Genomic DNA, 25325 nt, shown 5'->3' on the forward strand with positions numbered 1-25325 from the left:
CTATTTAATGATGTAAGAATTGACGCCAATTCTGGAGAATATGGTGTTCCGTGACCCATTGCCCGTCTTAAAGGGCAGCGGTGACCGGCTGGACAGCGTCTGCAAGTAGGCAAAATCAGGATGGAGCGCTTCATTGGTCAGATAAGCCGAAGTCCGGCTGCCCGGAACTCTCTCGCGGTTAAGCGAAGCAATCATGCTATCCGCGCTTTTGATGCCCAGTCCATGCCCGTAGTAACGGTCATTGCCGAGCATCACCGCATTTTCACCCTGCCATTCGGGCTTATCCGGGTCATGATCCGGGTTCTTGAAATAGACAACATCGCCCGGCTGCATTTCCGATGGATCAAAGGTGGTAATCAGCCGCAGATTGTTGTCATAATTCCAGTCCCACAGGAACAAGTCGGTGAAGTGCCGGTCAAACGCCTCTTCTCCAATCATATCAATCGTCGCTTTGTAGAGAATCATGACCATCGCCATCGCACATTCGAAGGCGTACAGCTTGCCGTTCACAAAAATATCCTTGATTGCCGCTGAAGGTGCGACATCATTTCTTAGCTGGAAGCCCCCATTAGCGGTACGTATCCAATATCGCGGATTGCAGCGCGAGTTCTTAAACGTGGAGAATTCTGTGCCGCCGACATTCATCGCTTGGGCAGCTTCAATAATCCGTTCCCTCATAGTCTGCTCAAATCCCGAACCGGGATTAACATATCCATAGGCCACTAATCATTTCCCCTTCCATTGTTTCTTCACAATAGTTAGGTTATTGTACGTGTCGGGCCTCCAGTTGGTGCGAAGCAGTTTTCGTAAAAATCAGCATGCCAAACATCCCCGCTAAACCTCCTGGAACCAGCGATTGACCTGGGCGGTCTCCTCCGTCAGAATATCGAGATAGATCGAGGTACGGTAATCGGTTTCCTTGAGGCTTTTGCCCGTAATCTCGGCAATCCGGTTCAGCCGGTACATCAGAGTGTTGGTGTGGATGTGCAGAAAGGCGGCAGACTCCTTAAGATTACCGTTCAGCGACAAATAGACGGCGATGGTTTTGATAAAATCGCTTTTATGCTCGCGGTCATGCTCCTTCAGCGGATAAAGCAGCGGGCTGCGGCGCGTCCGGCTGCGCTTCTGCTCCATAATAGCCGGGACATAGGCCCAAAAGCCGATGTCCTCGTACAGCAGCAAATGCCGGGCATGATAGGGCAGCAGCTTCTTGAGCTCCAGAATCGAGAGCGCTTCGCGGTATGCGGCGGCCGCCGAGGTATACTCCCGGTAGCCCGGGCTACAGCCGGCTGTAAGCCGGCAGCCTTCACTTGAGTGCAACTGCTGAAGCAGCTTGCGCACGAACGAGGCCAGCAGTTCCGTCCCTTCCACGGGAAATAAGAAGGAAAACAATATAATCAGCCGGTTATGCTCGGCAGTCACAAACAGCAGCCGCTGCGCTGCACTCGCCTCCATAATCTGGCGGAATCTCTGCACGAAACGGTCGTCGATGCTCTTATCGCTCTCCAGCACCCCGATATAATAGCTCTCCGGCAGCAGAATGGAAGACGCCTCCGCTTCCTGACGGATACGGGGCTCTGTTTCATAGTGGGAGGTCAGCAGCTTCCAGAAAAAATCCTCATGCGTCTTCTCCTGCTTGGTCTTCCAGCCGCGCTGCTTCAGCAGGTAGCGCCCGACAATTCCGGCCGCCTGCTCGACAATCCGCTCCGCATGCCCCTCGGCAAGATCGCCGCTGTCCACAACCCAGATATAGCCGAGAATCTCCTGCTGGTGCCGGATGCACATCGCCAGCCTCGGCCCAAGCCCCACCTCCATCACCGCCGGAATGCGGATCGGGTGGGGGGTGTTCTCGAGCTGTTGCATAACGCCTTTTTTGCGCAGGCCGATAATCACCGTATTCGGCACCCTTTTGCCAATAATCGTGGAGATGCGCGCCGGATCACTCTCGAACTGATGGGAGCTGTAGCCGATCACATGATGATTGCTGTCCTCAATCGTCACCTGCGCCTGCAGCGACTCGCTAATGGTATCCGCCAGGGACTCCATACTGTCAAAAAAACGGTCAAACAATGGCTCTGATTCTGTCATTTGTCCCCACCCCAACCCCTGAAGAATGGCCGAAATCTTGCACTGCATAAGCTGGTTTTATTATATCCCGCAGATTTACGGCTGACTATAGGACGGGTTGTTCGATGTTGATTGGAAGTATTCCTAATACTACTCTGCCCTCAGGTCTTCTTAGTGTTTCGTTGATTGGGTTTTTATGTTAATTTTATTGTAACTTTTCCTATTTCACTACGTCTAATGGGAATAGGAGTAGTTAGTAAGGAAATACATCATTGTGAGGACAGGTCATAATAAGAATTAAATTCAGATGAAAGGATGTTTTCTAGTTGCACAGCAAAAAAGACCAAGTTTCTTTATTTTCTTTAATTTTGGCAATTTTGTTTATTAATTTATTTTCTTCCTATTTAAATTCTCTGATTTGGGCACATTTTTCTTTATTCGTGAATGGTATCTTAGCTCAGGCTATTTTTCTTCAATTCGCAAATATATTGCACTTAGCAAAAAAGCGTACATTATGTATTGTATTTAATCTTTTAGCATTATTGGCTGGCCTCAGCACTTTTTTTGTTATTTTATATTCACCAATGGGGATGTTTAATCGAATTTTCTTTTTTATTTTACAAGCCTCCGTTACTTATGCTGAATTTATTCAATTAAGAATGAGTTTTAGAAAATAAATACAACCACGTATCATCTCAGGCTAGGACCGTTATAAGTAACCATTCCTTTGATTATGTGACATTCGCTTATACAAATGAAGCCCTTCCGACTCTTATAAAATCGAAAGGGCTGCTGAACAAAATTTCACAATAATTTCTAATCCAAAAGTGCAATCAGCAAGTACGGTTTAGAGGACAGAGTGCATCTGTTCAGTCTATTAATATCCAACCGCATCATAAGCTGTGGTAGTGTAGTAGGTCCAATAACTGTTAGTAGGATTGACCACTAACTTTTCCCAAGTAGTCACGGTAACTCTAATTCTTCCATACGTTCCGGAGCTTTCTACGAGCGTATGCAGAATTTCAGATAATCTATTCTCTTCAGTGAAATTAGCGATCTGTTGGACTAGTTTTACTGCACTTATTACAACAACCGCTGCGCTCAAAGCTCCAGCAATTTGAGGCGGAAGTTTGGCGGCAAGAATTTTTTTTATACGACTGTAACCAAAGCTTGCAATAGCCCAGCCTAATCCAGTAACGCTTTGACCTACATCACTTTCAATCATAGAGTTGATTTGATCTTTGGTAAAATAAATTTCTTCTGTTGAGCGAACGTTTGGACCTGGAGCTGTACTAGTAGCGACGAATTGTTGATCTGACATTATGAATCCTCCCTTGAATTTTATTGGGAGACATTAAGGGAACCAGAGAAGATAAGACGTTCCCATTCTTATATACTCTGTTATTGCCTCTCACTACATAGGGTAAGTACAAGCCTACTTCTACAACCAGTGAGTTGCTTGCAGAAAATCGAATTGATTCAGTCATTCGACACTTACTTGTTGATAAGAGTTCAAGCATGATTTTCATCAAAAATCTTCCTTTGAACTGCAAACGAATGATCAGAAATCATAACAAATAATTAATCAATTATTTAATTTATGGCTCCCTTTTTCCTCGTATGTGACTCCTGCCACAGTTCACTGTATCTACTAATCTTGAACTATTGAACGTTGGTATATTATAGAATAATATTACATCTATACAGCAAAATTATAATTTTTGGAACTTGGTTAGGTGGTGTACTCATGGTCCCTACTACAGCAACGATTCGCGATTCATTGTCGATGTATCTGTCGCAGCAGGGGATGTCCATTCATCAATTTGCCGGACAATCCGGAATTAATTCAGGAACGCTCAGCAGAATAATTAAGGGTCAACAGCCGATTGCTATGAACCATCTGGAGCGGATAACCAAGGGGATGGGTCTGCCGGAGGACTACTTCTACAGCTTATACGTGGACGAATGCTTTTATTATTCGTCACCAACCTGGCGGCGATTACGGCCGTTTCTTTTGCGTTCAGCCGAGCTGGGCCGCCTTGATTGTGTTGAACAGGTCGTTCAGAATCTGCTTGAGAATCTGAGCTACGCCCCCATGCTGTTCGATGTGGCTGAAGGTCTATTTCAGGACGGGCAGTGGCAGGCTGCGGAGTTACTTTATAAGAATGTGAGTGCCAGTGAGAAATATCAGAATTCCGAACGGCTGGCGGTATGTCAGTTCCGTTTATTTCGGATTGCCCTTGGAGATAACCAGACCCAGAATTTGAAGGCAGCACTCCTCTTTGAGTGTTATCTGGACCGGCTGGATGAAGCGAATCAGTTGGATGGATTGAATCAGTTGATCAATGTTTATTATTCCCTGCACAAGTGGAGTAAAGTGGATGAGCTGGCGCAGGAATTGATCCGGCTGGCTACTCTTCGCTATAACCTTCAGCAGCACTCGAGCCGCAAGCAGAACAACGAGAAAAAACCTGATAAACCACTCTACCGCTATATCCTATATTCTCATTTAATGCGTGCAAGTGTCTGTGAGGAGTATCAGGATTACAAGTCGGCATTGAAATTCGTGGCCCTCTATATGGATACAAGCTGGATACAAGAAGACGATGAAAATGCCAAGCGAGCTGTAGCTCAGTTCCATGAGTGGGGAACTGCAAACACCATGCTCTATCAACTAATGTCAGGACAACATGAAGTACTGCCGGAATATGTAGAACATATCTCCCCTCAAAGTGACGAGGTATTTATCGCCTTATACAATATCATCATATCGGCTAACCACTATGATTGGAATGTCGATCACATTCTGGATCGGTTTGCTGCCTATATCCCTTATAGGACGAATTTCACAGAATTTGGCCAATACAATCAGCAGATTGTAGCAGATCAGTACGCCAGATTTCTTGCTGAATTAGCAATTTATTATATACATAACAAGCAGAATGAAGGAATCAGCCTCATTATGCAAATTTTCACATCATCCCCTACGATCAATAATGAAAGTATTATTATCAAATGTGTTGATTTACTTGAACAACATTTAGTTAACCGATTACTGGAGGCCAATACGCCAGATTCCTTACCGGACTGGCAAACAACCGCCTACATCATTAACACAATGAGGGGATTAGTTAAAACTCTAAGAGTAACATGATAAAGCTTCACAACAAAAGAAAATCATTCCCCTAACACAACCATACACAAACAACAGCCCTGCCTCAGTTCACTGTTTCTACTAATATTGCACTATTGACCATTGGTATATTATAACATATTATTACATCTATAAAATAAAGCTATAATTCTTGGTATTCAGTTAGGTGGTGTCTACATGGTTCCTACTACAGCCACGATTCGCGACTCATTGGCGATGTATCTGTCGCAGCAGGGGATGTCCATTAATCAATTCTCCGGACAATCCGGAATTAATTCAGGAACGCTCAGCCGAATACTTAATGATCAGCAGCCGATTGCCATGAACCATTTGGAGCGGATTACCAAGGGGATGGGTCTGCCGGAGGACCACTTCTACAGCTTATACGTGGACGAATGCTTCTATCATTCGTCACCAACTTGGCGGCGTCTGCGGCCGTTTCTTTTGCGTTCAGCCGAGCTGGGCCGTCTCGATTGCGTTGAACAGGTCGTTCAGAATCTGCTTGAGAATCTGACCTATGCCCCCATGCTGTTCGATGTGGCTGAAGGGCTGTTTCAGGACGGGCAGTGGCAGGCTGCGGCGCTATTATATAAGAACGTAAGTGTCAGTGAGAAATATCAGAATTCCGAACGGCTGGCGGTATGCCAGTTCCGTCTGTTTCGAATTGCCCTTGGAGATGACCAGACCCAGAATTTACAGGCGGCGCTCCTCTTTGAGTGTTATCTGGACCGGCTGGATGAAGCGGATCAATTGGATGGTTTGAAACATTTGGCTCACGTCTATTATTCCCTGCATAAGTGGGATAAAGTAGACAAACTGGCGCAGGAAATGCTTCGGCTAGCCACTCTTCGCTATAACCTCCAGCGGAACTCGAACAGGAAGCATGATGGCGTGAAAATTCCTGAAAAACCGATCTACTTCTATATTCTGTACGCTTATCTATTTCGTTCAGGCGTTTGTATGGAATATGGAGACTACAGTTCTGCACTGGAGTTTGTACCACTCTATATGGATGGAAGCTGGATACAAGAAGACGATGAAGAGGCACAACGAACCGTAGCTCAGTTTCAGGAGTGGGGTAACGCGAATTCTTTGCTTTATCGTATGATGGCCGGTCAGCATGAAGCACTACCTGAATATGTTGAATATATCTCGTCCCGAGAAAGTGAGATATTTATAGCCTTATACAAGATTATTCAATCAGCTAACTCCCACAACTGGAATGTTGATTACATTCTGGAGCGCTTTAATTCATATATACCCTACCGGACTAACCTTGCAGAGTTTGGAATTCTTCACAATCAGCAGATTATTGCTGATCAATATGCCAGATTCCTTGCTGAACTATCATCTTATTATTTACATAACAAGCGTAAAGAAGGGATTGTCTTCATCCTGCAAAGTTTGGAATCATCTGCTAGAATCAATAGCGAAAGCACTGTCATCAAATGTGTCGATCTGTTTGAACAGCATCGGTATCTGGCAGATGATAAAGAGAAAGAACAATACAAACTTCTGATTAGAGAGGTGCAGGTCGCGAATGAAAAGAAAACTTATCATGCTTCTAGCTTCGTGTAGTCTGATTGTTGCAATTATTATACCTGTAGGTACTATTGATCCAGTAGCAAACAGTAGTACTCAAATGATGGTTCATACTATGACACACGGTATCGGAGATGGCTGAATCTATGTCAGAGTGATACAAACCTCTGATTAGAGAAGGGCTGGACACAACTTATCACGCTTCTAGCTTCGTGTAGCCTAGCTATCGCAATTATTGTACCTATGACAACGGCTGAACCTGTAGTAAACGAAAGTTCACAAATGTTAATTCAAGTCATGGGTCACGGTACAGGCGGGGCCTAACATTTGCTTATCGGTAATGGATTGATTCCAGATCCTTTCATTACCCTTCGATTTCACCGAAATCCTCAGACCAACCAACGTTCCCGATCTACCGGGAGCGTTTTTCTTTTTTTATAACACCCTTATCCCCATAGTTATGCACATATTATCCACAACCAAAGAAGATCATCATTTCTTCCACAGCAAAAAAACAGCCCAGCGATAACCTCACCGGACTGTCCTTTACCCCTCTACTCTTCTTTCGGTTCCCCTGCTTTAGATCAAAGAGAACTCCCGCTCGACTGCTTGCTCTACCGCGAAGTACTCTTCTCCAAGGGCCTCTGCCACGGCTTTACAGGTGATTTTGCCGCCTGCTACGTTGACGCCGCTCTTGAGGCCGGCATCGTCTTTAATCGCCTTGAACACACCTTTATTGGCAATTTGCAGCGCATAAGGAACCGTTACGTTGGTTAACGCGATGGTCGAGGTTTTGGCTACAGCACCCGGCATATTGGCTACCGAGTAATGGAGTACACCGTATTTCTCGAACACCGGATTATCATGTGTCGTCACCCGGTCAATCGTTTCAACAATCCCGCCTTGATCAATCGCCACGTCTACAATTACGGAGCCGGGTTTCATCGTTTTGACCATTGCTTCAGTTATCAGCTTCGGCGCTTTCGCGCCTGGAATCAGCACCGCGCCTACCAGCAGGTCGGCTTCAGCAACGGCTTTGGCAATGTTGTATGGATTGGAGATCAGCGTATTAATCTGTGCGCCAAAAATATCGTCTAGCTGGCGGAGTCTGTCCGCGCTCAGGTCAACAATCGTCACCTCAGCACCGAGACCGATAGCCATCTTCGCCGCATTGGTGCCGACTACACCGCCGCCGATAATGCTGACCTTGCCTCTGCTCACGCCGGGAACACCGGAGAGGAGAATGCCTTGGCCGCCATAGTTCTTTTGCAGGAATTGCGCGCCGAGCTGCACGGACATCCGTCCGGCCACTTCACTCATTGGCGTTAGCAGCGGCAGTGTGCGTTCATGGACAACCGTTTCATAGCCGATGGCGAACACGCCTTTATTTTTCAATGCCGCAGCAAGGGCTGGCTCTGGAGCCAGATGCAGATACGTGAAGAGGATCAGGCCGGGACGGAAGTAGCTATATTCGCTCTCCAGCGGCTCTTTCACCTTCATGACCATTTCAGCGGCGGCCCATACGGCTGCTGCTTCAGCAATCAGCTCTGCTCCGGCGGCGGCATACTCTTCATTCAGGAATCCGCTGCCCGCTCCCGCTCCGGCCTCCACCAGCACTTTATGTCCTTCAGCTACAAGGCTTACAACTCCGGCTGGTGTGATGGCAACACGGTTTTCGTTGTTTTTAATTTCCTTAGGTACTCCAATGATCATTGGTATCGCTCCCGTCTTGTAGATTTCTCTTATGTAAAGAATGATAACATATGAATCCCTTTTGTATTTTGGTGAAAAAGAAAAACTTTATCTGCCATGATTGTGTTTTAACACAATGGAGGAGGAGGATACATTAAGATCAGGCGCGTAAAGCATTGGTATATCTAACAATTACACCATCAGGCACGCCAAAAAAAGACACCGTCTCCGGTGTCTCTCCTCCAAAAGCCACTTCATGGGGTTGCGGAATTGCTGCTGCACCCTTGAGGAGCAAACGCCCTCTTTTCAAATACATGCGTTATATTTCATCACACAAACTACTTGAATAATACCGAAAGCACGGTCTCCAGCACAACATTGACACCTTGCTCACATTCCTCGTAAGAGGTCAGCTCTTCCTCGCAGTGGCTTTTACCGTTCACGCTGGGCACAAAAATCATCGCCGACGGCAGAAAGCTTGCGACGAACTGGGCGTCATGTCCTGCTCCGCTGGCTATTTTTTTGCTGCTGTAGCCCAAATGATACGCCGCCTGCTCCACGAGTGCGCAAATTTCCGGATCGAACCACACAGTATCACGGCCCCACAGCTTGGTCTTCGACACCGTACAGCTCTGCGCCTCTTCAGGCAAACCGTTAATGATCTCTTCCACCTTGCGTACGATGTCCATATCCTTGTGTCTCGCTTCAACGGTGAAAATCACCTTGTTCGGGATAACGGTATGGATGTTAGGCAGCACGTTCATTCTGCCCATTGTGTACACCAGTTCAGAGTCCAGCACGCCCAGCTTGCTCCGCAGCTCTGTGATTAGATCGGTTGCAGCGAACAAGGCATCCTTGCGCATATCCATCGGCGTTGTTCCGGCATGGTCGGATTCGCCCGTTACTTCAATCTCATAGCAGGCCATACCTACGACGCAGTCCACCAGGCCGATGCTGAGGTTTTCTTTTTCCAGAACAGGCCCTTGCTCAATATGCAGCTCCAAATACGCCTTCGCTTCCTTGATCCGGTTCGCCGCATCTCCGGCATATCCGCTGGCTTCCAGCGCTTCTGCGAAGGTTGTTCCCTCCGGGTCCTTCTTCTTCAGCATCTCCGCCTTGTCGAACTTGCCCGCCAGCACCCCTGAGGCCATCATCGAAGGCTCGAACCGCGCGCCCTCCTCATTCGTGAAGTTCATCACGGTCACCGGCAGGCGCGGTTTGATGCCATGATCGACCAGCGTCCGCACCACTTCCAGCCCGGCGATCACCCCGAGCACACCGTCGAACCGTCCGCCCTTCTTAACCGTATCCAGGTGCGAGCCGATTACGACGGGCGGTCCTTCTTCCGTCCCCGCAAGTGTGGCATACATTGTCCCCATATCATCGACCTTCACCGACATTCCAAGCTCTTCACAGCATGAGGCAAAATAATTCCGCACCCGCACATCCTGCTCCGTCAGCGACAGCCGGGTCACACCATTGTTGTCTGTACGCCCATAATCAGCAAAGGCCTCTATCGTATCCTTCAGTCTTCCGCCGTTCACGAATATTTGCTTCAGTTGCATGGCCCTATCCCTCCGCTTCGTCGCTCATTTATATAAAATGAACTTAAGATCTTCAATTCAAGGTGTTGGTCGTAACTGCGGTGAATGTTTGGACTTCCGGCCGCTGTTGTCTACAGATTTCTTGATTTATACCGCTGTTTGCGGATGAAATCCGTAGACTGATTATGCTTCCGAAGCGAGCTTTCCTACGGAAAGCTTTCAGGCGGTCGCTAAAGCTCCCACAGTTCCAAATCCCCTCCGTCACTCTCACCTTGAATTTGTTTTAAGTTCGTTTTATATAGAATCCTTGCTTTCTATATATGTTATACCAATCGCCGGGATTGTCATTTGACACATTGTAATATTTTTTTGGGGAATTATTCACGTTGTGTTACAATACTTCGCAAGAAGTTTGGTAGAATATGAACTGTCAGCAGGAAGCCCTGGCTATACCATACATTGTGAAAGGGGAGTCATCCTATGAATACTGTTTTGCGCAGCAGCTCCGCGGAAGCCACGATCAGCACCCTCGGAGCGGAGCTTGTCAGCTTCAAAAGAAAGGGTGCGGAATATATCTGGAGCGGGGATGCCGCCTATTGGACAGGCCGTTCTCCGGTACTGTTCCCCATCATCGGCGCAGCCCGGAACGGAGAGATCAGGGTGCAGGGACAAGCGTATAAGCTTGCCAATCACGGCTTCGCCAGACGCAGTGAATTTACAATTGTTGAAGCGGACGATTCCCGTGCAGTCTTCCGGCTTACCAGCAGCGAGTATACCCTGTCCAGCTATCCCTTCAAATTCAACCTGTATATTACCTATACACTGAACGACAGTACACTTACGCTGGACTACCGGGTGGAAAATATGGACGAGCAGCACATCTACTTCCAGCTTGGCACGCACCCCGCATTCAATTGCCCGCTGGATGAGAACGGCAGCTTCAGCGATTATGTACTGGAGTTCTCCGAGAACGAAACGCTGGACCGGGAGTTCCTGAATAGTGCCGGGCTGCGGATCACCAGCCAACCGGAGAGAGTGCTGAGGGGTGAGCGCATTCTTCCGTTAACCCATGAAATGTTCAAGGACGACGCGCTGGTCTTCCAGAATGTAGCCTCCCGGACAATCACGCTGAAGAGTGAGCTCACCGACAAAAGCGTCACCGTATCCTTCGAAGGGTTCCCGGACCTCGGCATCTGGCAGAAGCCGAATGCGCCTTTTTTGTGCATTGAGCCTTGGCACGGCGTGGCGGATTCGGATATTTTCGAGGGCGAGCTTAAGGATAAGGACGGGGCAATTATACTCGAACCGGGTGCACATTTCGCCAGTTCCTTGACGATTGAAATCGGCTAAGGAACTACAGTGTAAGCTATATGCTGGACGACTACCGGCTTTAGCCGGTAGTCTGAATCAGCGACTGAATCAATGCGGTTCTCCATTGTAAAACCAACCATTTTTATTCATCTAATCATATCAAGATATGTTCTCAAAAGAAGACATAGAAGTGGTTCCCTGGATTCAATACCAATTAAGCTTGTTTCGGTCAAGCGAGGCAAAACCAGCGGTAGTAGAACAACGCTGTTTTTTTGGCTAAGCCTTCCTCCGAATTTCAAATTATACAGTGGGTGGGCAATCACTAAATCTACAGTATCATATGTAATTCCTCTTTGAGCCCCCTCTATAAAATTCTCAAAAATATAACAATTGAAGCCCCTCCCATGATGTCTTGGTTCCAATGATTTTATAAAGGAACATAAATTCCTATATATATAATTTATTTCTATTTTATATCTCACGAGAACTATTCATATCACAAATTGCTATATACTCTACAAAGCTCCATTTTGTTTACATTAGTTTCCAAATAAAGTATTATGATAAAGTAATCCAAAAACTGGAGAGAGGATGAAGTGGAGTAATGACAAGTTTTAATTTTTTCGGTAAAATGAAGAGAGCCTTGGTTGTTGTGCCGTTAGTTTTTCTTTCTGCGTTTCCTGGCTTAAGTAATGCAGAATCAACCACCTCATTAGAATTAGCAAAACAATCTGTTAGTAATTATATTGGTGCCGTTCAAAGTGGGAATGTAACAGAAGCAATTAAATGGGTTGTAGATACCAGATTTAGTTCAGAGCAGGAACAAATTGAGCAGTACAAGGAATCATTGACTACGGACCCCTTTGCTAATGCAACCATTGAGAGTGTTGTACCTAATTTTTCCGATAGCTCATTTATAGCCAATCTGGAATTAACCCGAAAAGAAAATGGCGAAATAAATAAAATATCTCTTCCTGTAGTTGAACGTGATGGAACTTGGAAATTATTTTTAAACGGGCAAGAAACAAGAAGTACGGCTGCACAAAAACTATTCAACACGCAAAACAATAAACGTCTTATTGCTCCTTTGGCTTCTACATTTTTAGGAAGCTATGAAGACTCTACTGTCTCTCAGGGAAACTCAATTTATAGTAATAAGTTTGATATGACAGAAACAGTTCTGGGTATTACCGGATGGCAACAAGTTCCGGGATTGACTTCAGACAGCACAATGAGATATAGCGTTGTGTATAAAGGCTTTCTTAGCGATGATACAATCGGGGAAATATTCCATACTGGGTTTAACAATTGGAATGGTAATGCTTTTTATGAAACAATTAGTGTAGCATCAGCACATGCTCCACAAGGTGTGTACCTAAAAGTATCCAATCCGAGTGTATCACATTGGGTAAGAGTCAGAGGGCACATTTATGGAAACTAGCAACTAATTATTGATTTCGAATTAGGAGGATATATAAAATATCCTCCTAATTTTTTACATATAAAATATTAAGTATGGAGGAAGACATGGTCTTATTAAAAAATAGTACCAATAAGGAACAACTCAAAGAACAGTATGATCAACTTTGGAATGACCTTCTCGAAACAGATGAATATAAAGTTGAAAATATAATGAAGAAAGCTAACAATGAATTACTAACAAAGAGAGAACGATGGGGACCAATACTAAAGCCCTTTAGAACGCACCTAATGTGGATTATTCCACTATGCGCCCTTGTAGTAGCTATATTACTGTATGTAATATTTATCTGGGTTGCATTAATAGTTGAATAAAACCAGTGATTATTTTCATTTTCTTAACAGAGACTTTTATTTCCCCGTTAAAACTTGCTCATATTCAATAACTCTACGATAGAATTTAGGTGTCTTTATTAAAATTCTTCTCATCACTTCCGCCGCAGTAGACTCACCGGATTTGCAAGTCTCATAATGCTTTATCAATCCCCCATCATCATAAACTTCCGGAAATCAAACAGCGACTCGTTAACCAAGCATATAATTCTGTCACAACCGGTTTTGGGCAGTATCCTTCGAAGGATTCCCGGACCTCGGCATCTGGCAGAAGCCGAACGCGCCTTTTTTGTGCATTGAGCCTTGGCACGGCGTGGCGGATTCGGATATTTTCGAGGGCGAGCTTAAGGATAAGGACGGTATCGTCTCCCTTGCGTCTGGGGATATTTTCACCAGTTCCTTGATTATAAAAATTGATTAATAGCTGCTCCCGTCACAGCTTTCCATTCTGTGAATAAGACAAAGAAGGCCGTTAGTCACCTGTCAGGTGCTGCGGCCTTCTTTGTCTTCATATGATCTTATTGACTCAGCGTTTCCCCGCCTTCAATTCTCACTGTGAAACTGTGGTTAACGGAAGCTTCCTCAATTTCATTATAAGCCCAGTTTGTCGCCGGTACGTCAGGCCAGCTTGGAGTGGAGACACCGTATAACGGTCCGCGTCCGAATAGCCGGTTGGCAACTTTTACGGCTTCAGCACGTGTCAGGCTGCCGCCTGGACGGTACGTACCATCCTCATATCCGTTAATAATATCCGCCTTGCTTGCAGCCTCAATGTCTTTGGCAGCCCAGTGGCCAGCCGTATCCTTGAATCCGCCGCCGGAGGTAATGGCTGTAGTGTCCAGCTTCTTATATCTCGACGCAATAGCAGCCATCTCGCCGCGGCTGATAGGGGCATCCGGGAGGAACCAGCCTTTTTCGTTGCCCTGCATCAACCCTAACCCTTTGACAAATTCAATGGCACCCTTCGCCCAGTGGCTATCCCTCACATCTCGGTAGGAGGAGACAGCCGGCACTGCGGATGCTTCGTAGCCAAGGTTTCTTGCCAGTATTGCAGCCACTTCCGCACGGGTAATCGTATGATTCGGCTTGAAGGTTCCATCAGAATAGCCGGTAATGTAGGCTTGGTGATGGTTCTGGTTCTGCTGCTGCAACTGTGCTGCCTCTGTTGCCGCCAAATATTGCTCCCAGCCTTCCATGTTCAGAATGGTGAATGTACTGAATTTGTTAACATTGAACTCCAGGCCAAGCTCGCCTGGCTTGTATTCAACAATCTTCGCCTTCTTCAGCTCTTTGTCACCATCACTATGCTCTATAAAGATCACCAGATTGGACAGGAAGTCCTCTCTTTCCGAGAGAGCGGCCGGCAGTTGTACGTCACGCAGAGGAAGCGTTATTGTAACCGGTCTGCTCTGCATATTGGTTTCAATAGTCATCGGACGGGCCACAACATCAATTTGCTTATTTGCTGCTATTTCTCTGACAATCCGTTCAATTCTTGCCCGGTCTTCGACCTCTTTGCGCAATGCCTGGTCTTTGATCGGCACAACATGGAAGAACAGATCTTCAGTGAAATTATCCAATGCTGATTGTGCCATAAGAAGTCTAACGTTATCCGTATAAATCTCCAGGTTCACGTTAGAATCACCGAGTTTCTTAATTGCCTCTTTCGGAACATTCACTTTAACATCTGCAACCTGATCCTTCTCATCCGGGATCATAATCCGGGCTGTATTATCCAAGGTTCCAGCGATCTTCTGGACAACCTCCTCTACCCGGTCCGTTGGAAAGTTAACTACATCATGCAGAATTCCGCCGGAATCCTGAGTGCGCCGGATAACTGTCTCCGCCAATACAGAGCCTAGACCCAACTGTCCAGATTCTACCTTTACGTTAATTTCCGTGGTCGATGCTGTCGCAATTGGTGTGACAGGTCCCGGTGCCGGTACTGCCGGTGTCGGCGCCGCTGTCGGTGTTGCCGACGGTGCTACCGACGGTTCTGTCGATGGTGCAACCGATGGTTCTGTCGACGGTGCTACCGACGGTGCTGTTGACGGTGCCACCGATGGTTCTGCCGACGGTGCTATTGACGGTGCTGTTGACGGTGCTACCGATGGTTCTGCCGACGGTACTACTGACGGTGCTGCCGTTGATGTTTCTGTCGGTGTTGCCGATGGCGCTGCCGTTGGTGTTGCTGTCGGTGTTACCGTTGGTGACGGTGTTGGTGTAGCTACAGGCTTAGCCTTAATAACGTTAACCGTGTAGATCTTTACAGTCCCATCCTCCGCAGTGACCAGAATATCAAATACATTATCCCCTTCAGCCAGATGCTCCAGAGAGGCTCCATCTCTGCCAATGATTTGGCTGCCTGATCGTGTATCAGCCACTGCCGCGTTCAGGGTGATGGCGTCCACGTCACGGTCTACTTCTACCGTATAATTGGAAACAGCAGGATCAAAGGCAGGGGTCAAAGCTCCGGCATTTACGCTGATACTGTTCAAGTCAGCATCGGAAGAACGTGATCCCCGGGTGATTTCCACCACATATACGCTTTCTGTCTTACCATCCTGAGCTGTAACCTTCAAGTTAACAGTGTTTAGCCCTTCCACTAATTTGACAAGCATCGGGTTGTTCACTGTAACACCATTTGCGGTTAACTGCGCATTTAGATCTCCTTTTAGCGCATCCAGCTCTACCTGGTCTACTTCATAAGGTACAGACAAGGAATACTTGAAGACTCCAGTTGAAAATTCGGGATTCAGAATCTCTGTTCCTGTCACAGAACTCACGGTTAAATCCGCAAGAGAAGAATCCTTCGGCAGAATGGCGCGATTCACAGTAACTGTATATGTCTTTTGAGTACTGGCATCTGCCGCTGTAACCTGTACTGTAATTCGATTCGTTCCCTCATCCAGGGCCACACGCTTTCCAGTGACACCCGTGGAGCCTGCATTTTTCTTCAGAGTGTAGGTTGCAGTTTCGTCATTAGTCACAATTGAAAAATCCATATTACTTACATTATTATCTACATTGACCGAATAATCACTTATCCCTGCCTGGAAACCCGGCGTTAATTCGCCAGGGGAAACCCCTATTTCTAACAGCGTAGCATCTGCACTTGGATTTCTCACCAAATGAATGGTGTATACCTTCATGCTTCCATCCTGGGCCGTGACATTGACTTCAATAACATTTAATCCTGTAGTCAAGGGTACCGCCTTCAGATCTTCGATCCAGACCCCATTTACCAAAACGGAGGTGCTTGCATTCGCATCATCAACAACCGCATCCAGCTTAGCTACTGACACCGAATTCTGCACAGTGCCATTGTAACTGAAAGTACCTGTAACTGGTGTAAGGGAGATGGCGTTATCCGATAAGTCAGTCATCGTCAGCTCAAGCAAATTCGTATTTGACGAAGCCGCCCGAACGATGGTCACTGTATATTCCTTGGTAGTTACTTTGTCAGCGGCCGTAACGACCACTGTAACTACATTCTCACCTACAGCCAAAGGAACCGGCACTCCCCCTGTGGACTGGACTCCGTTAATTATATAAGTAGCCTGTGCGTCATTTGGAGTCGCCGCAACAGCCACACTGTCAATATTATTGGCGACATATTCATAATAGGTCGAGGTTGTACGGTCAAATCCGCCGGACAGCGGCTTGCCGGATAATGTGATGTTGATTAAATCCGCATATGAAGATGCCTTGCGGACAATCGTCAGTACATAATTCTTGACGGTTACACCATCCTCTGCTTGAACCAGAACATTGAACTCATTGACTCCTACCTGCAAATCGACCAGTCTTGGCTGAGCGTTAGGGGTCACGTTGCCGTTCAGACTAACCGTTGCATGGACGTCCTCAGGTGTTGGGGTTATTGTAAGCTCAGACACTTGGTTAGCCACAGTAACAGCGTACCGGGTTTGGTTCTTGTCGTAAGCAGGATCGAGCTGGCCTTTTGAAAGAACCAGGCTGGACAGATCCGCATTCGATGAAGCTTTTCTGATAATATTTATAAGGGTTGTTTTCTCACGTACACCACTCTGCGAGACCACAACGATCTTGACTGTATTCAGTCCGACGTTCAGGTTTTTGGTGTAGGCCGTATTATCTATGTGAGCATTCCCGTCTACAGACAGGCTTGCCGCAGCATCCAGCAGCTTCGGAGTAACCTCCAGTGAAGAAACCTCATTCGGGACCTCAACCGAGTACCCCGTATTATTGTTGTTGAACACAGGCGACAATGTCCCTGACGAGACTGTTAATTCCGCAAGGTCGGCCACATCCGAAGGTGCACGCAGTATGAACAGACTGTAAGACTTCTTCGTCACTCCATCCTGTGCTGTTACCTCGATCAGATACTTGTTATTACCTGCTGCAAGGCCGGATATGGAATACGGAGTGCCGCTGGGGTGAGCCACGCCATTCACCTTAATGCTTGCACCTTCGGCAGCTATTGGAGTGAATTCTGCCGTCGTGACAGCATTGGCCACATCCATCGTGTACTTCGGCTGATTCGTATCAAAAGCCGGCACCAGTCCACCCGGCGAAGCAGTCAGGTTAGTCAGACTGGCATCACCAGACAGCTTTCTTACAATCGTAATATTATAGGATTTTGCTGTCTTGCCGTCTTCTGCTGTAACCACTACGGAAATCACATTTTTTCCATAGGCCAGGCTGACGTTCCCGGTGGCGGCGGCGGATTCGGCCGAGCCGATGTTTGTTCCGTTCAGTGTTGCTGCCGCAAACATACTGGACCTGATAACATCCACTTGTACCGAGCTTACATTATTCTCGACTGTGGCAGTATAGTTGCCTATATTGCTGCTGTACCCTGGAGACAGGGTGATCGCTTGTCCGGTGCTTAAGTTGGACACTGAAAGCCCATTTGTTGCATCCAGATTGGCGTCATTTTCCGGATAGCGGATCACATCCAACACATATTCCTTAGAATTGGTTGAATTTTTATCGGCTACTTTTATCTTTACCGGCTTATATACACCGACTGGCAGGCCGCTTACTGTAAACGTCGGGTAGGTTCCCGATACGGTTATCCCGGAGCCATTGTCGGTGTAGGCTGTCACATTTACATCAGCGGGATTCACTGCTCCTACATTTATATTGATGCTATTGTTCGGACTGTTGCCGCTTTTATTGGGAACATGCACTTTATTATAGACAATCCCTCTGTTAAAGGCAGGGGCCATCACCCCTACAGAAGGTGTAATGAATTTCAGATCAAATTTACCGGCTACCACACTCAGCAAAAAGCTGCTGGTACTCGAAGCAATCCCATCACTTACGGTTACATTAATGGTGGAGGTGCCTGTCATATTTGCCGTTGGAGCCAGATTGATGCTTCTATCCGGGCCTTCACCTGAAAAAGTAATGTTGGCATTCGCCACAAGCGACGTATTCGATGAGGTTGCACTAAGCGTCAGCACATCGCCATCATCGACATCCGTCACCTTAAACGGCTTGGATACAGGCGTGTTCACGGGTGTCACCACATTCGAGTTAAACCCTGTCCCGGACACCCATTTACCGCTGATAATATTTCCGTTTCTTTGCCCCGCAGAGGAGTCCTTGGCCACAGCTCCGTCGTTAGGATCATTGAGCTTATAGTTGACCATCAGATTAGCTTCGTTGCCAGTAAGACTAGTATTCATCTGGCTCTCAATCTCCGCCTGGGTCTTGGCCTTGTTCCAGATACGGTAATCCCTCATGCTTCCAATATAATTGGCATCCTGGGACCAGGTGCTCTCACCAATAAAATTGTAGGGTCTCGGCTTGTTGGAATTGGCGGCACTGCCTTTGGCCATCTCTGTAAGATCCATAAAACCGCTGCCTTTCAAAATCCCGTTCCAATAGATATAAGCCTTCTTCTCCGCAGCATTATAAACAGCGGCTACGTGCACCCATTGGTTAAGCGGCAGCGGCTCCGTGGTTTTCACCAGATAGTCTTTAACCCGGGTACCCTTTTGCGGCAGGGCTTCAAGCGCTACTCTCCCTGAACTCCCCTCAAATGTCAGATGAAGATTAAAGTTATCCGTTCCATATGAGGTATCAAAGATGCGCGCCCACGTTGGAGCACTGCTGGCATTTACCCATGTTTCGATGGTCAGAGAATTGGAGTATATGTTCAAATCCGGAAGTGTAACATATCCCCGGCCATCAAACCCAAGATAGTTGCTGCCGCTAATCTCAGAAATATAAGGTGTATCATTAACTGGCGTAACTACAATCTGTGCAGCTTGCTCTGAATCACTATAACTTGCGGCATCTCCGGTATATTCAGCATTTACGTTTACATAATTACTGCTGTGCCCCCCTGAAGAAAGCCATCCCCGATACTGAATTTGTGTGGTTCCGTTCCAATCCTTCTTTGGAACAAAACGGATCATCACATCTCTGCCGAACACCGCAATCTTGCCTGGGTCCGGTGCCACAATAGACAACCAGAAGTTTCCTCCCGCGCTGTACTGCCATTGTCCGTTGGTATTATCTACTTCGGTAATGCCAATCCCGTTACTGTTAATGGCCGAAACAGATTTCCCGGCAGGCTCCAGCGTGTCCTCCAATATTGTATCCAATGGACCGGATGACGCTGCTTGCGCAACTTGAGGTATACCGTAAAAATTACTAATGATCAGGATCGCGATTAATGCCATGATCAAATATCTTGAACCCTTTTTTAATTTCACAAATTCAGCCCCATTTTCATTATGATGTCCGTCCTGTTTGCTCTTGACTTATGCCGCCTCCCTGAATTTGTATGAGAAAATACCTATATTTCTCTATCGGATTTTTGCGCATTGCACTTAATGTTGAATAAATAAAATTTTATGTTTTTTAACTAAAAAAACTATTACTAATTACTCAACGAAAATATCCGCCTGGTCCCAGGACCATTTAATCATCGAAATTCAGCCCGTTGATTCAGCCCGTTGACCATCTGGACGGTGGCTGCCAACAAGTAAACTAAAGTAGTATATACAACCTTTCTCTGCCAATAGTAAGCTTAAGTTAGCTTATAATCCCAAGTAATAATAATAAAAAAAGAATGGGAGAATTGGATAAAGGAGTGGAGTATATGCAAGGATTGTCAGTGGTTATCTGCACGAGGAATCGGGTACAGGACCTGACACGGTGCATTCATTCTATAACTAATCAGGACATCGGCCGGACAACCCCCATAGAAGTTATTATTATTGATGATGGTGCTATACCCGTTGAAATTCTTACAAAATTCGAGACTTCACTGACCGCAAGCGGTTATTCTTTCGTCTATCACCACAAGACTGACCGGGGATTATGGCTGTCCCGGCTCAAGGCCGTGGAGCTGTCCACTATGGATAAGGTCCTCTTCCTCGACGATGACGTCGAAATCCCCGTACATTACTTGTCCACCCTCATACAAACCTACCTCGACTACCCAACCTGCGCAGGAGTCGGCGGCATTGCCATCGGAATGAGCAACAGCTTCCTTGGTACAATCCGTTGCCTGCTCTCCTTTCAGCAATCCCTTTCGAGCGGCAAGCTCTCTCTGAGCGGACAAGCCGGCTCCATGTACAACTGGCACAAGGCGCGGAAAATTTTCAAAACCGAGTTCCAGCACGGCTGCAACATGTCGTTCAGGAAAGAGGCGATTAAGAATCTAAGACCCGTCCCCTGGCTCAAAAGCTACAGCGTAGGTGAAGATATTCTCATGTCGCGCATCGCGGAGAAATCCGGCCCCCTCTACATCAATCCCGAGCTGAAGCTCCTGCACCATGAGTCGCCTGCATCCAGAGACAATCTTGAAGAGGTCGCCTATACCCGGGTGCTGAACCATGTGCATCTGCTAAAGGATAAGAAGTCAGGACCTATCGGTTATGTCGCTCTCATATGGACTACCACCTACCTCATTCTCCGGGAGCAGCCCAAGAAGAATATCGCCGCCATAAGGGGTTACAAAAAAGGGCTGAAGGAAATCCTCTCCGGGCAGACTGCCAGATAATCCATCTCACTTTAGGAAGGGAGTGGCCGCATGAGCTTAAGCATTGTAGTTCCCATGTACAATTTAGAACGGTATGTAACGCCCTTGCTGAATTCACTCCTGGATCAGAGCGAGCAAGCGTTCGAGCTGATTCTGGTCGATGACGGCTCGACGGACCTTACTTCCCGGGTTGCCGAAGAAATCCTCTCGCACCATCCCACTCTCCGGGCCAAGCTGATCCGCACAGCCAATGGCGGGGTCAGTGCCGCAAGAAATACGGGACTGGACGCAGCAACCGGCGACTATGTGCTGTTCCTGGACGGCGACGATTATGCAGACAGGGGCCTGGTACAGCGAGTCCGGGAATGCACCTCCGGCGGGGCAACGGATATCCTCTGCTGGGGCCATAACCTGGTCCGCGAGGACCGGTCAACGATTGTGAGCTTCACTTCAGCCGCTGCAGATACTACGGGAAGCGAGGCGCTGAAGAATATTTTTGTGCATAAAAGCCTGAGAGTCTGGACCGGCAGCATTGCCTTCAGGAGAAGCTTCCTGCTTAAGAACGGCATCCGTTATACCGAGCGCTGTGTGAACGGAGAGGATCAGGAGTTTATCTATAAAGCCTTGTCCCGGGCCGCCCGGGTGATCACGATTCCCGATGTGCTGTCCTACTATTTGCAGCGGACGTCGTCGATCACGGGCACGTACAATGTGAACAAATTCGATGTAGTCGCCGCCTTCAAGCGGGTAGACGAATATTTCCGCGCCCATCCGTTCAGCGAGGTCCAGACGATATCCCATCTGCTGCTGAGCCGGGAACTGACGGAGAATTATTTCTATAATCTCAAGACCTGCCTGAACGGCACAAGCGGCATCGGCACCCGTAAGCTGCTTCAGGATATTGATCTTGCCTACCCCGGCGTGAACGAGGAAATGCAGCAGATTATGCGGGTGTATCAGGGCGATGACCGGCAGCTCGCTTTTCAGATCAAGGCCTTCTTAATTTCACCGGACCTGTACGGGCGGCTGATTCATCTGGACAGGAGCTGGCTCGGGTTCAAACACAGGCTCAAAGCCGTGATCAGCAGAAAGGAAATTAAGATATGACGAAGAAAATAATGATCTACGCATACACGGAATTCAATCTAGGCGATGATCTGTTCATCAAGGTGCTGTGCGAACGTTACCCGGATACCCGGTTCATGCTCATTGCTCCGCGACTATATAAGGATGTCTTCAAGAAGCTCCCCAACCTGACGGTCTATGCTTCGGACTCCATTCTGTTCAAGGGCATCAATTATTTCTTCCGCAAACTGAAGCTGCACCCAAGCTTTATGCAGAAGCTTCTGGCGGATCACGGGGACGGCACCGTCCATATCGGCGGGTCGATTTTTATGCAGGGCGAGCACTGGGCCGAATATGTGGCGAATAATGAGCGCCTCCGCAATAAAAGCAAACCGTATTATCTGATGGGCGCGAACTTCGGCCCCTTTACCGATAAGGCCTACTACGAGGCGCACCGGCGGATTTTCCGGGAATATACGGACATCTCGTTCAGAGAGCAGTATTCGTATGATTTGTTCAAGGAGCTGAGCCATGTGCGGATGGCGCCGGATATTATTTTTCAGCTCAAATATGCAAATGCTGCGGAGCCTGCCGCCGAAGGCCGGTATATCGCGATTTCGGTCATCAAGCCTTCCGCCAAAGCCCAGAGCGGTTTTGACAACCTCTATTATGAAAAAATGAAAGATGTTGCAGTCCATTTCATTCAGATGGGTTATGCCGTGCATTTCCTGTCGTTCTGCCAGCATGAAGGGGATCAGGAGGCTATCGGTCAGATCGTGGGGCTTATTCCGGCAGAACTTCAGCGGAGGACGCAGGTTCACTTTTACCAAACGGATATAGATGGGATTCTCGCAGCGCTGGCGGGTGCAAGCTTCATTGTCGCTTCCCGTTTCCATGCGATGATTCTGGGCTGGGTGTTCGGCAAACCGGTCTTTCCTGTCGCCTACAGCAATAAAATGGTCAATGTCATGCAGGACGCTCATTTTCACGGGCAGTACACGGATTTCGCACATTTAGCCGAGGTTACCCCGGAGCAGGTGTACGCCAGCATGGCTACGAACGGCCTGGATGTAACCTTGCAGGCGAATCAGGCGGAGAAGCATTTCGAGCAGCTCGATGCCTATCTGTCCCCAGCGCCGCTTGTGGAAGGGAGACGAAGCTATGAAAGCTAAACGGAGCATGCTGAACCTGGGTTTTGGGCTTACGAGCCAGGTGATCACGATTATTCTCGGCTTTTTCATCCCCCGGCTGATCATGGTCAACTACGGCTCCGAGGCCAACGGCCTGATTGCGTCCATCGTGCAGATCATCAGCTATTTCGCCCTGCTCGAAGCAGGCGTCGGCGCAGCTTCGCTGCAAGCCCTGTATAAGCCGGTCGCGAAGAACGACCACAAGCAGATCAATTCGATTCTCACCGCCACCTCCAGCTACTACAAAAAAACCGGGATTTATTATTTCATCTCAGTCGTACTGCTGGCGGTCATTTATCCGCTGGTGATCCACTCGGAGATCAATAAGCTGAGCATAATGGCAATCATCCTGTTCTCGGGCCTGGGCGGAGCGATCAATTATTATTACCAGGGGAAATTCCGGGTACTGCTGATTGCTGAAGGCAAAAGCTATGTGGAGACCTCCATCGTCACCATCGCGAATATCCTGAACAATGTGGTGCGGATCGTTCTGCTGCTGCAGGGCGTGGACATTATCGCCGTACAGGCATCCTTTTTCGTGCTGACCGTCCTGCAGATCGTTGCCTTCCATATCTATGCGAAGCGGAATTATCAGTGGATCGACCTGAGCGAGAAGCCGGATTTCGCCGCCATTGGGCAAAAAAATTCGGTCATGGTGCATGAGATTTCCTATCTCATCTTCCGCAACACCGACGTGCTGATCCTGACGATTTTTACGAATCTGAAGGTTGTCAGCATCTACGTTATGTACAATATGATCTTCACTATCGTCGATAACATCGTGCAGACCATCAACGGAAGCGTCAAGTCGGCGCTGGGGCAGAGCTATCATGAGGGTAAAGAGGCTTTTGTCAAGCTCTATGATGCGTATGAGGTCTATTTCATGGGGCTGATCTTCGCCATTCTGACGGTGGTATACATTCTGATCCTGCCGTTCATGCGGCTGTATACAGCAGGGGTCAACGATGTGAACTATATCAACTTCTGGCTGCCGGTGCTGTTCGTGGTGATCAAGCTGCTGACCAATGCGCGCACCTCATCCAATAATCTGATTACGATCGCCGGACACTTCCGCAACACGCAGTTCCGCTCGATTATGGAGTCGGCCATCAACCTGGGGGCTTCGATTATTTTCGTGAGCTTCTTCGGCATTTACGGCGTGCTGATGGGTACGATTGCCGCGCTGCTGTACCGTTCCATCGACATCGTAGTGTACGCTAACCGGGTGCTGCTGGAGCGCAGCTCCTGGGTCACGTTCCGCAGATGGCTGACCAATGTCGCCGTGTTCGCGGCTATTGTCTTCATCACCACGAAGCTTGGCCTGAGCATCACCTCCTACACCGGCGTAATTCTCTGGGGCACAGCGCTCGGCCTGATCATCCTGCCGATCTACTACGCAGTCGGCTCCCTGCTGGAGCGCGAAGCCTTCCTCTACGCCTGGGGTTATGCCAAGCGCTTCCGCAGCAAGCTGAAGGCACGGGGCAAGGTTGCTGCGAGCCAGGGCTGAGTGCCGGGGAGAGTGGATTGGACGGAGCGATGGTCTCGTTTGTCCGGGCTGCATGGCCCGGCAGATTCGTTTGCCCGGGGCGCTTGAGCGTCTCAGAGCGGTAGATTCGTTTGCTCGGGTCGCTCGGGCGTTTCGGACTAGATTAAGTGGAAAATGGACGCTTAATTCGCCGTTTCCAGCGCTAATTGAGTATTTAAGCGGAAAAAGTATATCTAATTTTCTATATTTCTCCTAAATTCTCTCGATTCCGATGATTTAAGTGGACTTTTTCCACTTTGCACTTATAATTCTCCTGCTCAGAAGAAGTTAAATGGAGAAAATCCTACTAACACATCGGCGTAGATGGTTACTCAGGTAAAAGGCTCACAAAAACTTAAGCATATGCTTACGATGCCAGTTTTGTACGAAGAGATTTCGAGGAAGCTGATGCTCACAAAACTTAAGCTTATGCTTACGGAGC

The 25325-nt window shown here is 47.6% G+C and carries 16 protein-coding genes; 10 read left to right on the forward strand and 6 right to left on the reverse strand.

What is annotated here, in order from left to right; all coding sequences use genetic code 11:
• Complete coding sequence (locus B212_RS0126080; RefSeq protein ID WP_019914199.1) at nt 1-723, reverse strand: hypothetical protein; 723 nt, start codon at nt 721-723, stop codon at nt 1-3.
• Nucleotides 724-834: 111 nt separating this feature from the next.
• Entirely contained in the window at nt 835-2088 is a 1254-nt protein-coding gene (locus tag B212_RS32470; RefSeq protein ID WP_019914201.1) for a PucR family transcriptional regulator, read from the reverse strand.
• Between the two features lie 305 nt (nt 2089-2393).
• Between B212_RS32470 and B212_RS0126090 the strand changes: the two genes are divergently transcribed.
• A complete protein-coding gene (locus B212_RS0126090; protein ID WP_019914203.1) occupies nt 2394-2744 on the forward strand; it encodes a hypothetical protein in 351 nt (116 codons plus the stop codon).
• Between the two features lie 200 nt (nt 2745-2944).
• On the opposite strand, the gene B212_RS0126095 is transcribed toward B212_RS0126090, so the two are convergent.
• Entirely contained in the window at nt 2945-3388 is a 444-nt protein-coding gene (locus tag B212_RS0126095; RefSeq protein WP_019914204.1) for a hypothetical protein, read from the reverse strand.
• A gap of 426 nt (nt 3389-3814) precedes the next feature.
• Between B212_RS0126095 and B212_RS32475 the strand changes: the two genes are divergently transcribed.
• Together B212_RS32475 and B212_RS0126105 are read left to right on the forward strand one after the other, a co-directional pair.
• Nucleotides 3815-5221, forward strand: coding sequence for a helix-turn-helix domain-containing protein (locus B212_RS32475; protein ID WP_019914205.1), 1407 nt, complete (start codon nt 3815-3817; stop codon nt 5219-5221).
• A gap of 177 nt (nt 5222-5398) precedes the next feature.
• Nucleotides 5399-6799, forward strand: coding sequence for a helix-turn-helix domain-containing protein (locus B212_RS0126105; RefSeq protein ID WP_019914206.1), 1401 nt, complete (start codon nt 5399-5401; stop codon nt 6797-6799).
• Nucleotides 6800-7342: 543 nt separating this feature from the next.
• On the opposite strand, the gene ald is transcribed toward B212_RS0126105, so the two are convergent.
• Together ald and B212_RS0126115 are read right to left on the reverse strand one after the other, a co-directional pair.
• The gene (gene ald / locus B212_RS0126110; protein WP_019914208.1) at nt 7343-8476 is read right to left on the reverse strand and encodes an alanine dehydrogenase; all 1134 of its coding nucleotides are present in this window, start codon (nt 8474-8476) and stop codon (nt 7343-7345) included.
• 317 nt (nt 8477-8793) lie between these two features.
• A complete protein-coding gene (locus tag B212_RS0126115) occupies nt 8794-10020 on the reverse strand; it encodes a Zn-dependent hydrolase (RefSeq protein WP_019914209.1) in 1227 nt (408 codons plus the stop codon).
• Between the two features lie 459 nt (nt 10021-10479).
• Here B212_RS0126115 and B212_RS0126120 point away from each other — a divergent pair, with 459 nt between their 5' ends.
• The 3 genes from B212_RS0126120 (at nt 10480) to B212_RS0126130 (ending at nt 13104) form a co-directional block, all read left to right on the forward strand.
• Nucleotides 10480-11349 (forward strand): aldose 1-epimerase family protein, encoded by an 870-nt coding sequence (locus B212_RS0126120; RefSeq protein ID WP_019914210.1) that lies wholly within the window; start codon nt 10480-10482, stop codon nt 11347-11349.
• 565 nt (nt 11350-11914) lie between these two features.
• Nucleotides 11915-12751, forward strand: a complete 837-nt coding sequence (locus tag B212_RS0126125; protein WP_019914211.1) for a hypothetical protein — start codon at nt 11915-11917, stop codon at nt 12749-12751.
• Nucleotides 12752-12837: 86 nt separating this feature from the next.
• Nucleotides 12838-13104 carry a hypothetical protein gene (locus B212_RS0126130; RefSeq protein ID WP_019914212.1) on the forward strand — a complete coding sequence of 89 codons (267 nt, stop codon included), beginning with the start codon at nt 12838-12840 and terminating at the stop codon, nt 13102-13104.
• 536 nt (nt 13105-13640) lie between these two features.
• Here the strand turns inward: B212_RS0126130 and B212_RS32480 are convergent.
• Nucleotides 13641-19829, reverse strand: a complete 6189-nt coding sequence (locus B212_RS32480; protein WP_156830222.1) for a cadherin-like beta sandwich domain-containing protein — start codon at nt 19827-19829, stop codon at nt 13641-13643.
• 389 nt (nt 19830-20218) lie between these two features.
• On the opposite strand from B212_RS32480, the gene B212_RS0126140 reads away from it, so the two are divergent.
• From B212_RS0126140 to B212_RS0126155, 4 genes are read left to right on the forward strand one after another with little or no spacing between them, the layout of a single operon-like run.
• Nucleotides 20219-21124, forward strand: a complete 906-nt coding sequence (locus B212_RS0126140) for a glycosyltransferase family A protein (RefSeq protein WP_019914214.1) — start codon at nt 20219-20221, stop codon at nt 21122-21124.
• A gap of 30 nt (nt 21125-21154) precedes the next feature.
• Nucleotides 21155-22210 carry a glycosyltransferase family 2 protein gene (locus B212_RS0126145; RefSeq protein ID WP_019914215.1) on the forward strand — a complete coding sequence of 352 codons (1056 nt, stop codon included), beginning with the start codon at nt 21155-21157 and terminating at the stop codon, nt 22208-22210.
• Nucleotides 22207-23340, forward strand: coding sequence for a polysaccharide pyruvyl transferase family protein (locus B212_RS0126150; RefSeq protein WP_019914216.1), 1134 nt, complete (start codon nt 22207-22209; stop codon nt 23338-23340). Before B212_RS0126145 ends, B212_RS0126150 begins: the two co-directional genes overlap by 4 nt.
• Nucleotides 23330-24865 (forward strand): lipopolysaccharide biosynthesis protein, encoded by a 1536-nt coding sequence (locus B212_RS0126155; protein ID WP_019914217.1) that lies wholly within the window; start codon nt 23330-23332, stop codon nt 24863-24865. The genes B212_RS0126150 and B212_RS0126155 overlap by 11 nt, the downstream gene beginning before the upstream one ends.
• Nucleotides 24866-25325: the final 460 nt, after the last annotated feature.

It is taken from the genome of Paenibacillus sp. HW567 (assembly GCF_000374185.1).
GTDB lineage: Bacteria > Bacillota > Bacilli > Paenibacillales > Paenibacillaceae > Paenibacillus_AQ.

Bases quoted from the DNA above. Each gene is read 5' to 3' on its own strand.
- B212_RS0126120 (WP_019914210.1), top strand. From the start codon at position 10,480: ATGAATACTGTTTTGCGCAGCAGCTCCGCGGAAGCCACGATCAGCACC.
- B212_RS0126140 (WP_019914214.1), top strand. From the start codon at position 20,219: ATGCAAGGATTGTCAGTGGTTATCTGCACGAGGAATCGGGTACAGGAC.
- B212_RS0126155 (WP_019914217.1), top strand. From the start codon at position 23,330: ATGAAAGCTAAACGGAGCATGCTGAACCTGGGTTTTGGGCTTACGAGC.
- B212_RS0126105 (WP_019914206.1), top strand. From the start codon at position 5,399: ATGGTTCCTACTACAGCCACGATTCGCGACTCATTGGCGATGTATCTG.
- B212_RS0126095 (WP_019914204.1), bottom strand. From the start codon at position 3,388: ATGTCAGATCAACAATTCGTCGCTACTAGTACAGCTCCAGGTCCAAAC.
- B212_RS32470 (WP_019914201.1), bottom strand. From the start codon at position 2,088: ATGACAGAATCAGAGCCATTGTTTGACCGTTTTTTTGACAGTATGGAG.
- B212_RS0126115 (WP_019914209.1), bottom strand. From the start codon at position 10,020: ATGCAACTGAAGCAAATATTCGTGAACGGCGGAAGACTGAAGGATACG.
- B212_RS0126150 (WP_019914216.1), top strand. From the start codon at position 22,207: ATGACGAAGAAAATAATGATCTACGCATACACGGAATTCAATCTAGGC.
- ald (WP_019914208.1), bottom strand. From the start codon at position 8,476: ATGATCATTGGAGTACCTAAGGAAATTAAAAACAACGAAAACCGTGTT.
- B212_RS0126130 (WP_019914212.1), top strand. From the start codon at position 12,838: ATGGTCTTATTAAAAAATAGTACCAATAAGGAACAACTCAAAGAACAG.
- B212_RS32475 (WP_019914205.1), top strand. From the start codon at position 3,815: ATGGTCCCTACTACAGCAACGATTCGCGATTCATTGTCGATGTATCTG.
- B212_RS0126125 (WP_019914211.1), top strand. From the start codon at position 11,915: ATGACAAGTTTTAATTTTTTCGGTAAAATGAAGAGAGCCTTGGTTGTT.
- B212_RS0126145 (WP_019914215.1), top strand. From the start codon at position 21,155: ATGAGCTTAAGCATTGTAGTTCCCATGTACAATTTAGAACGGTATGTA.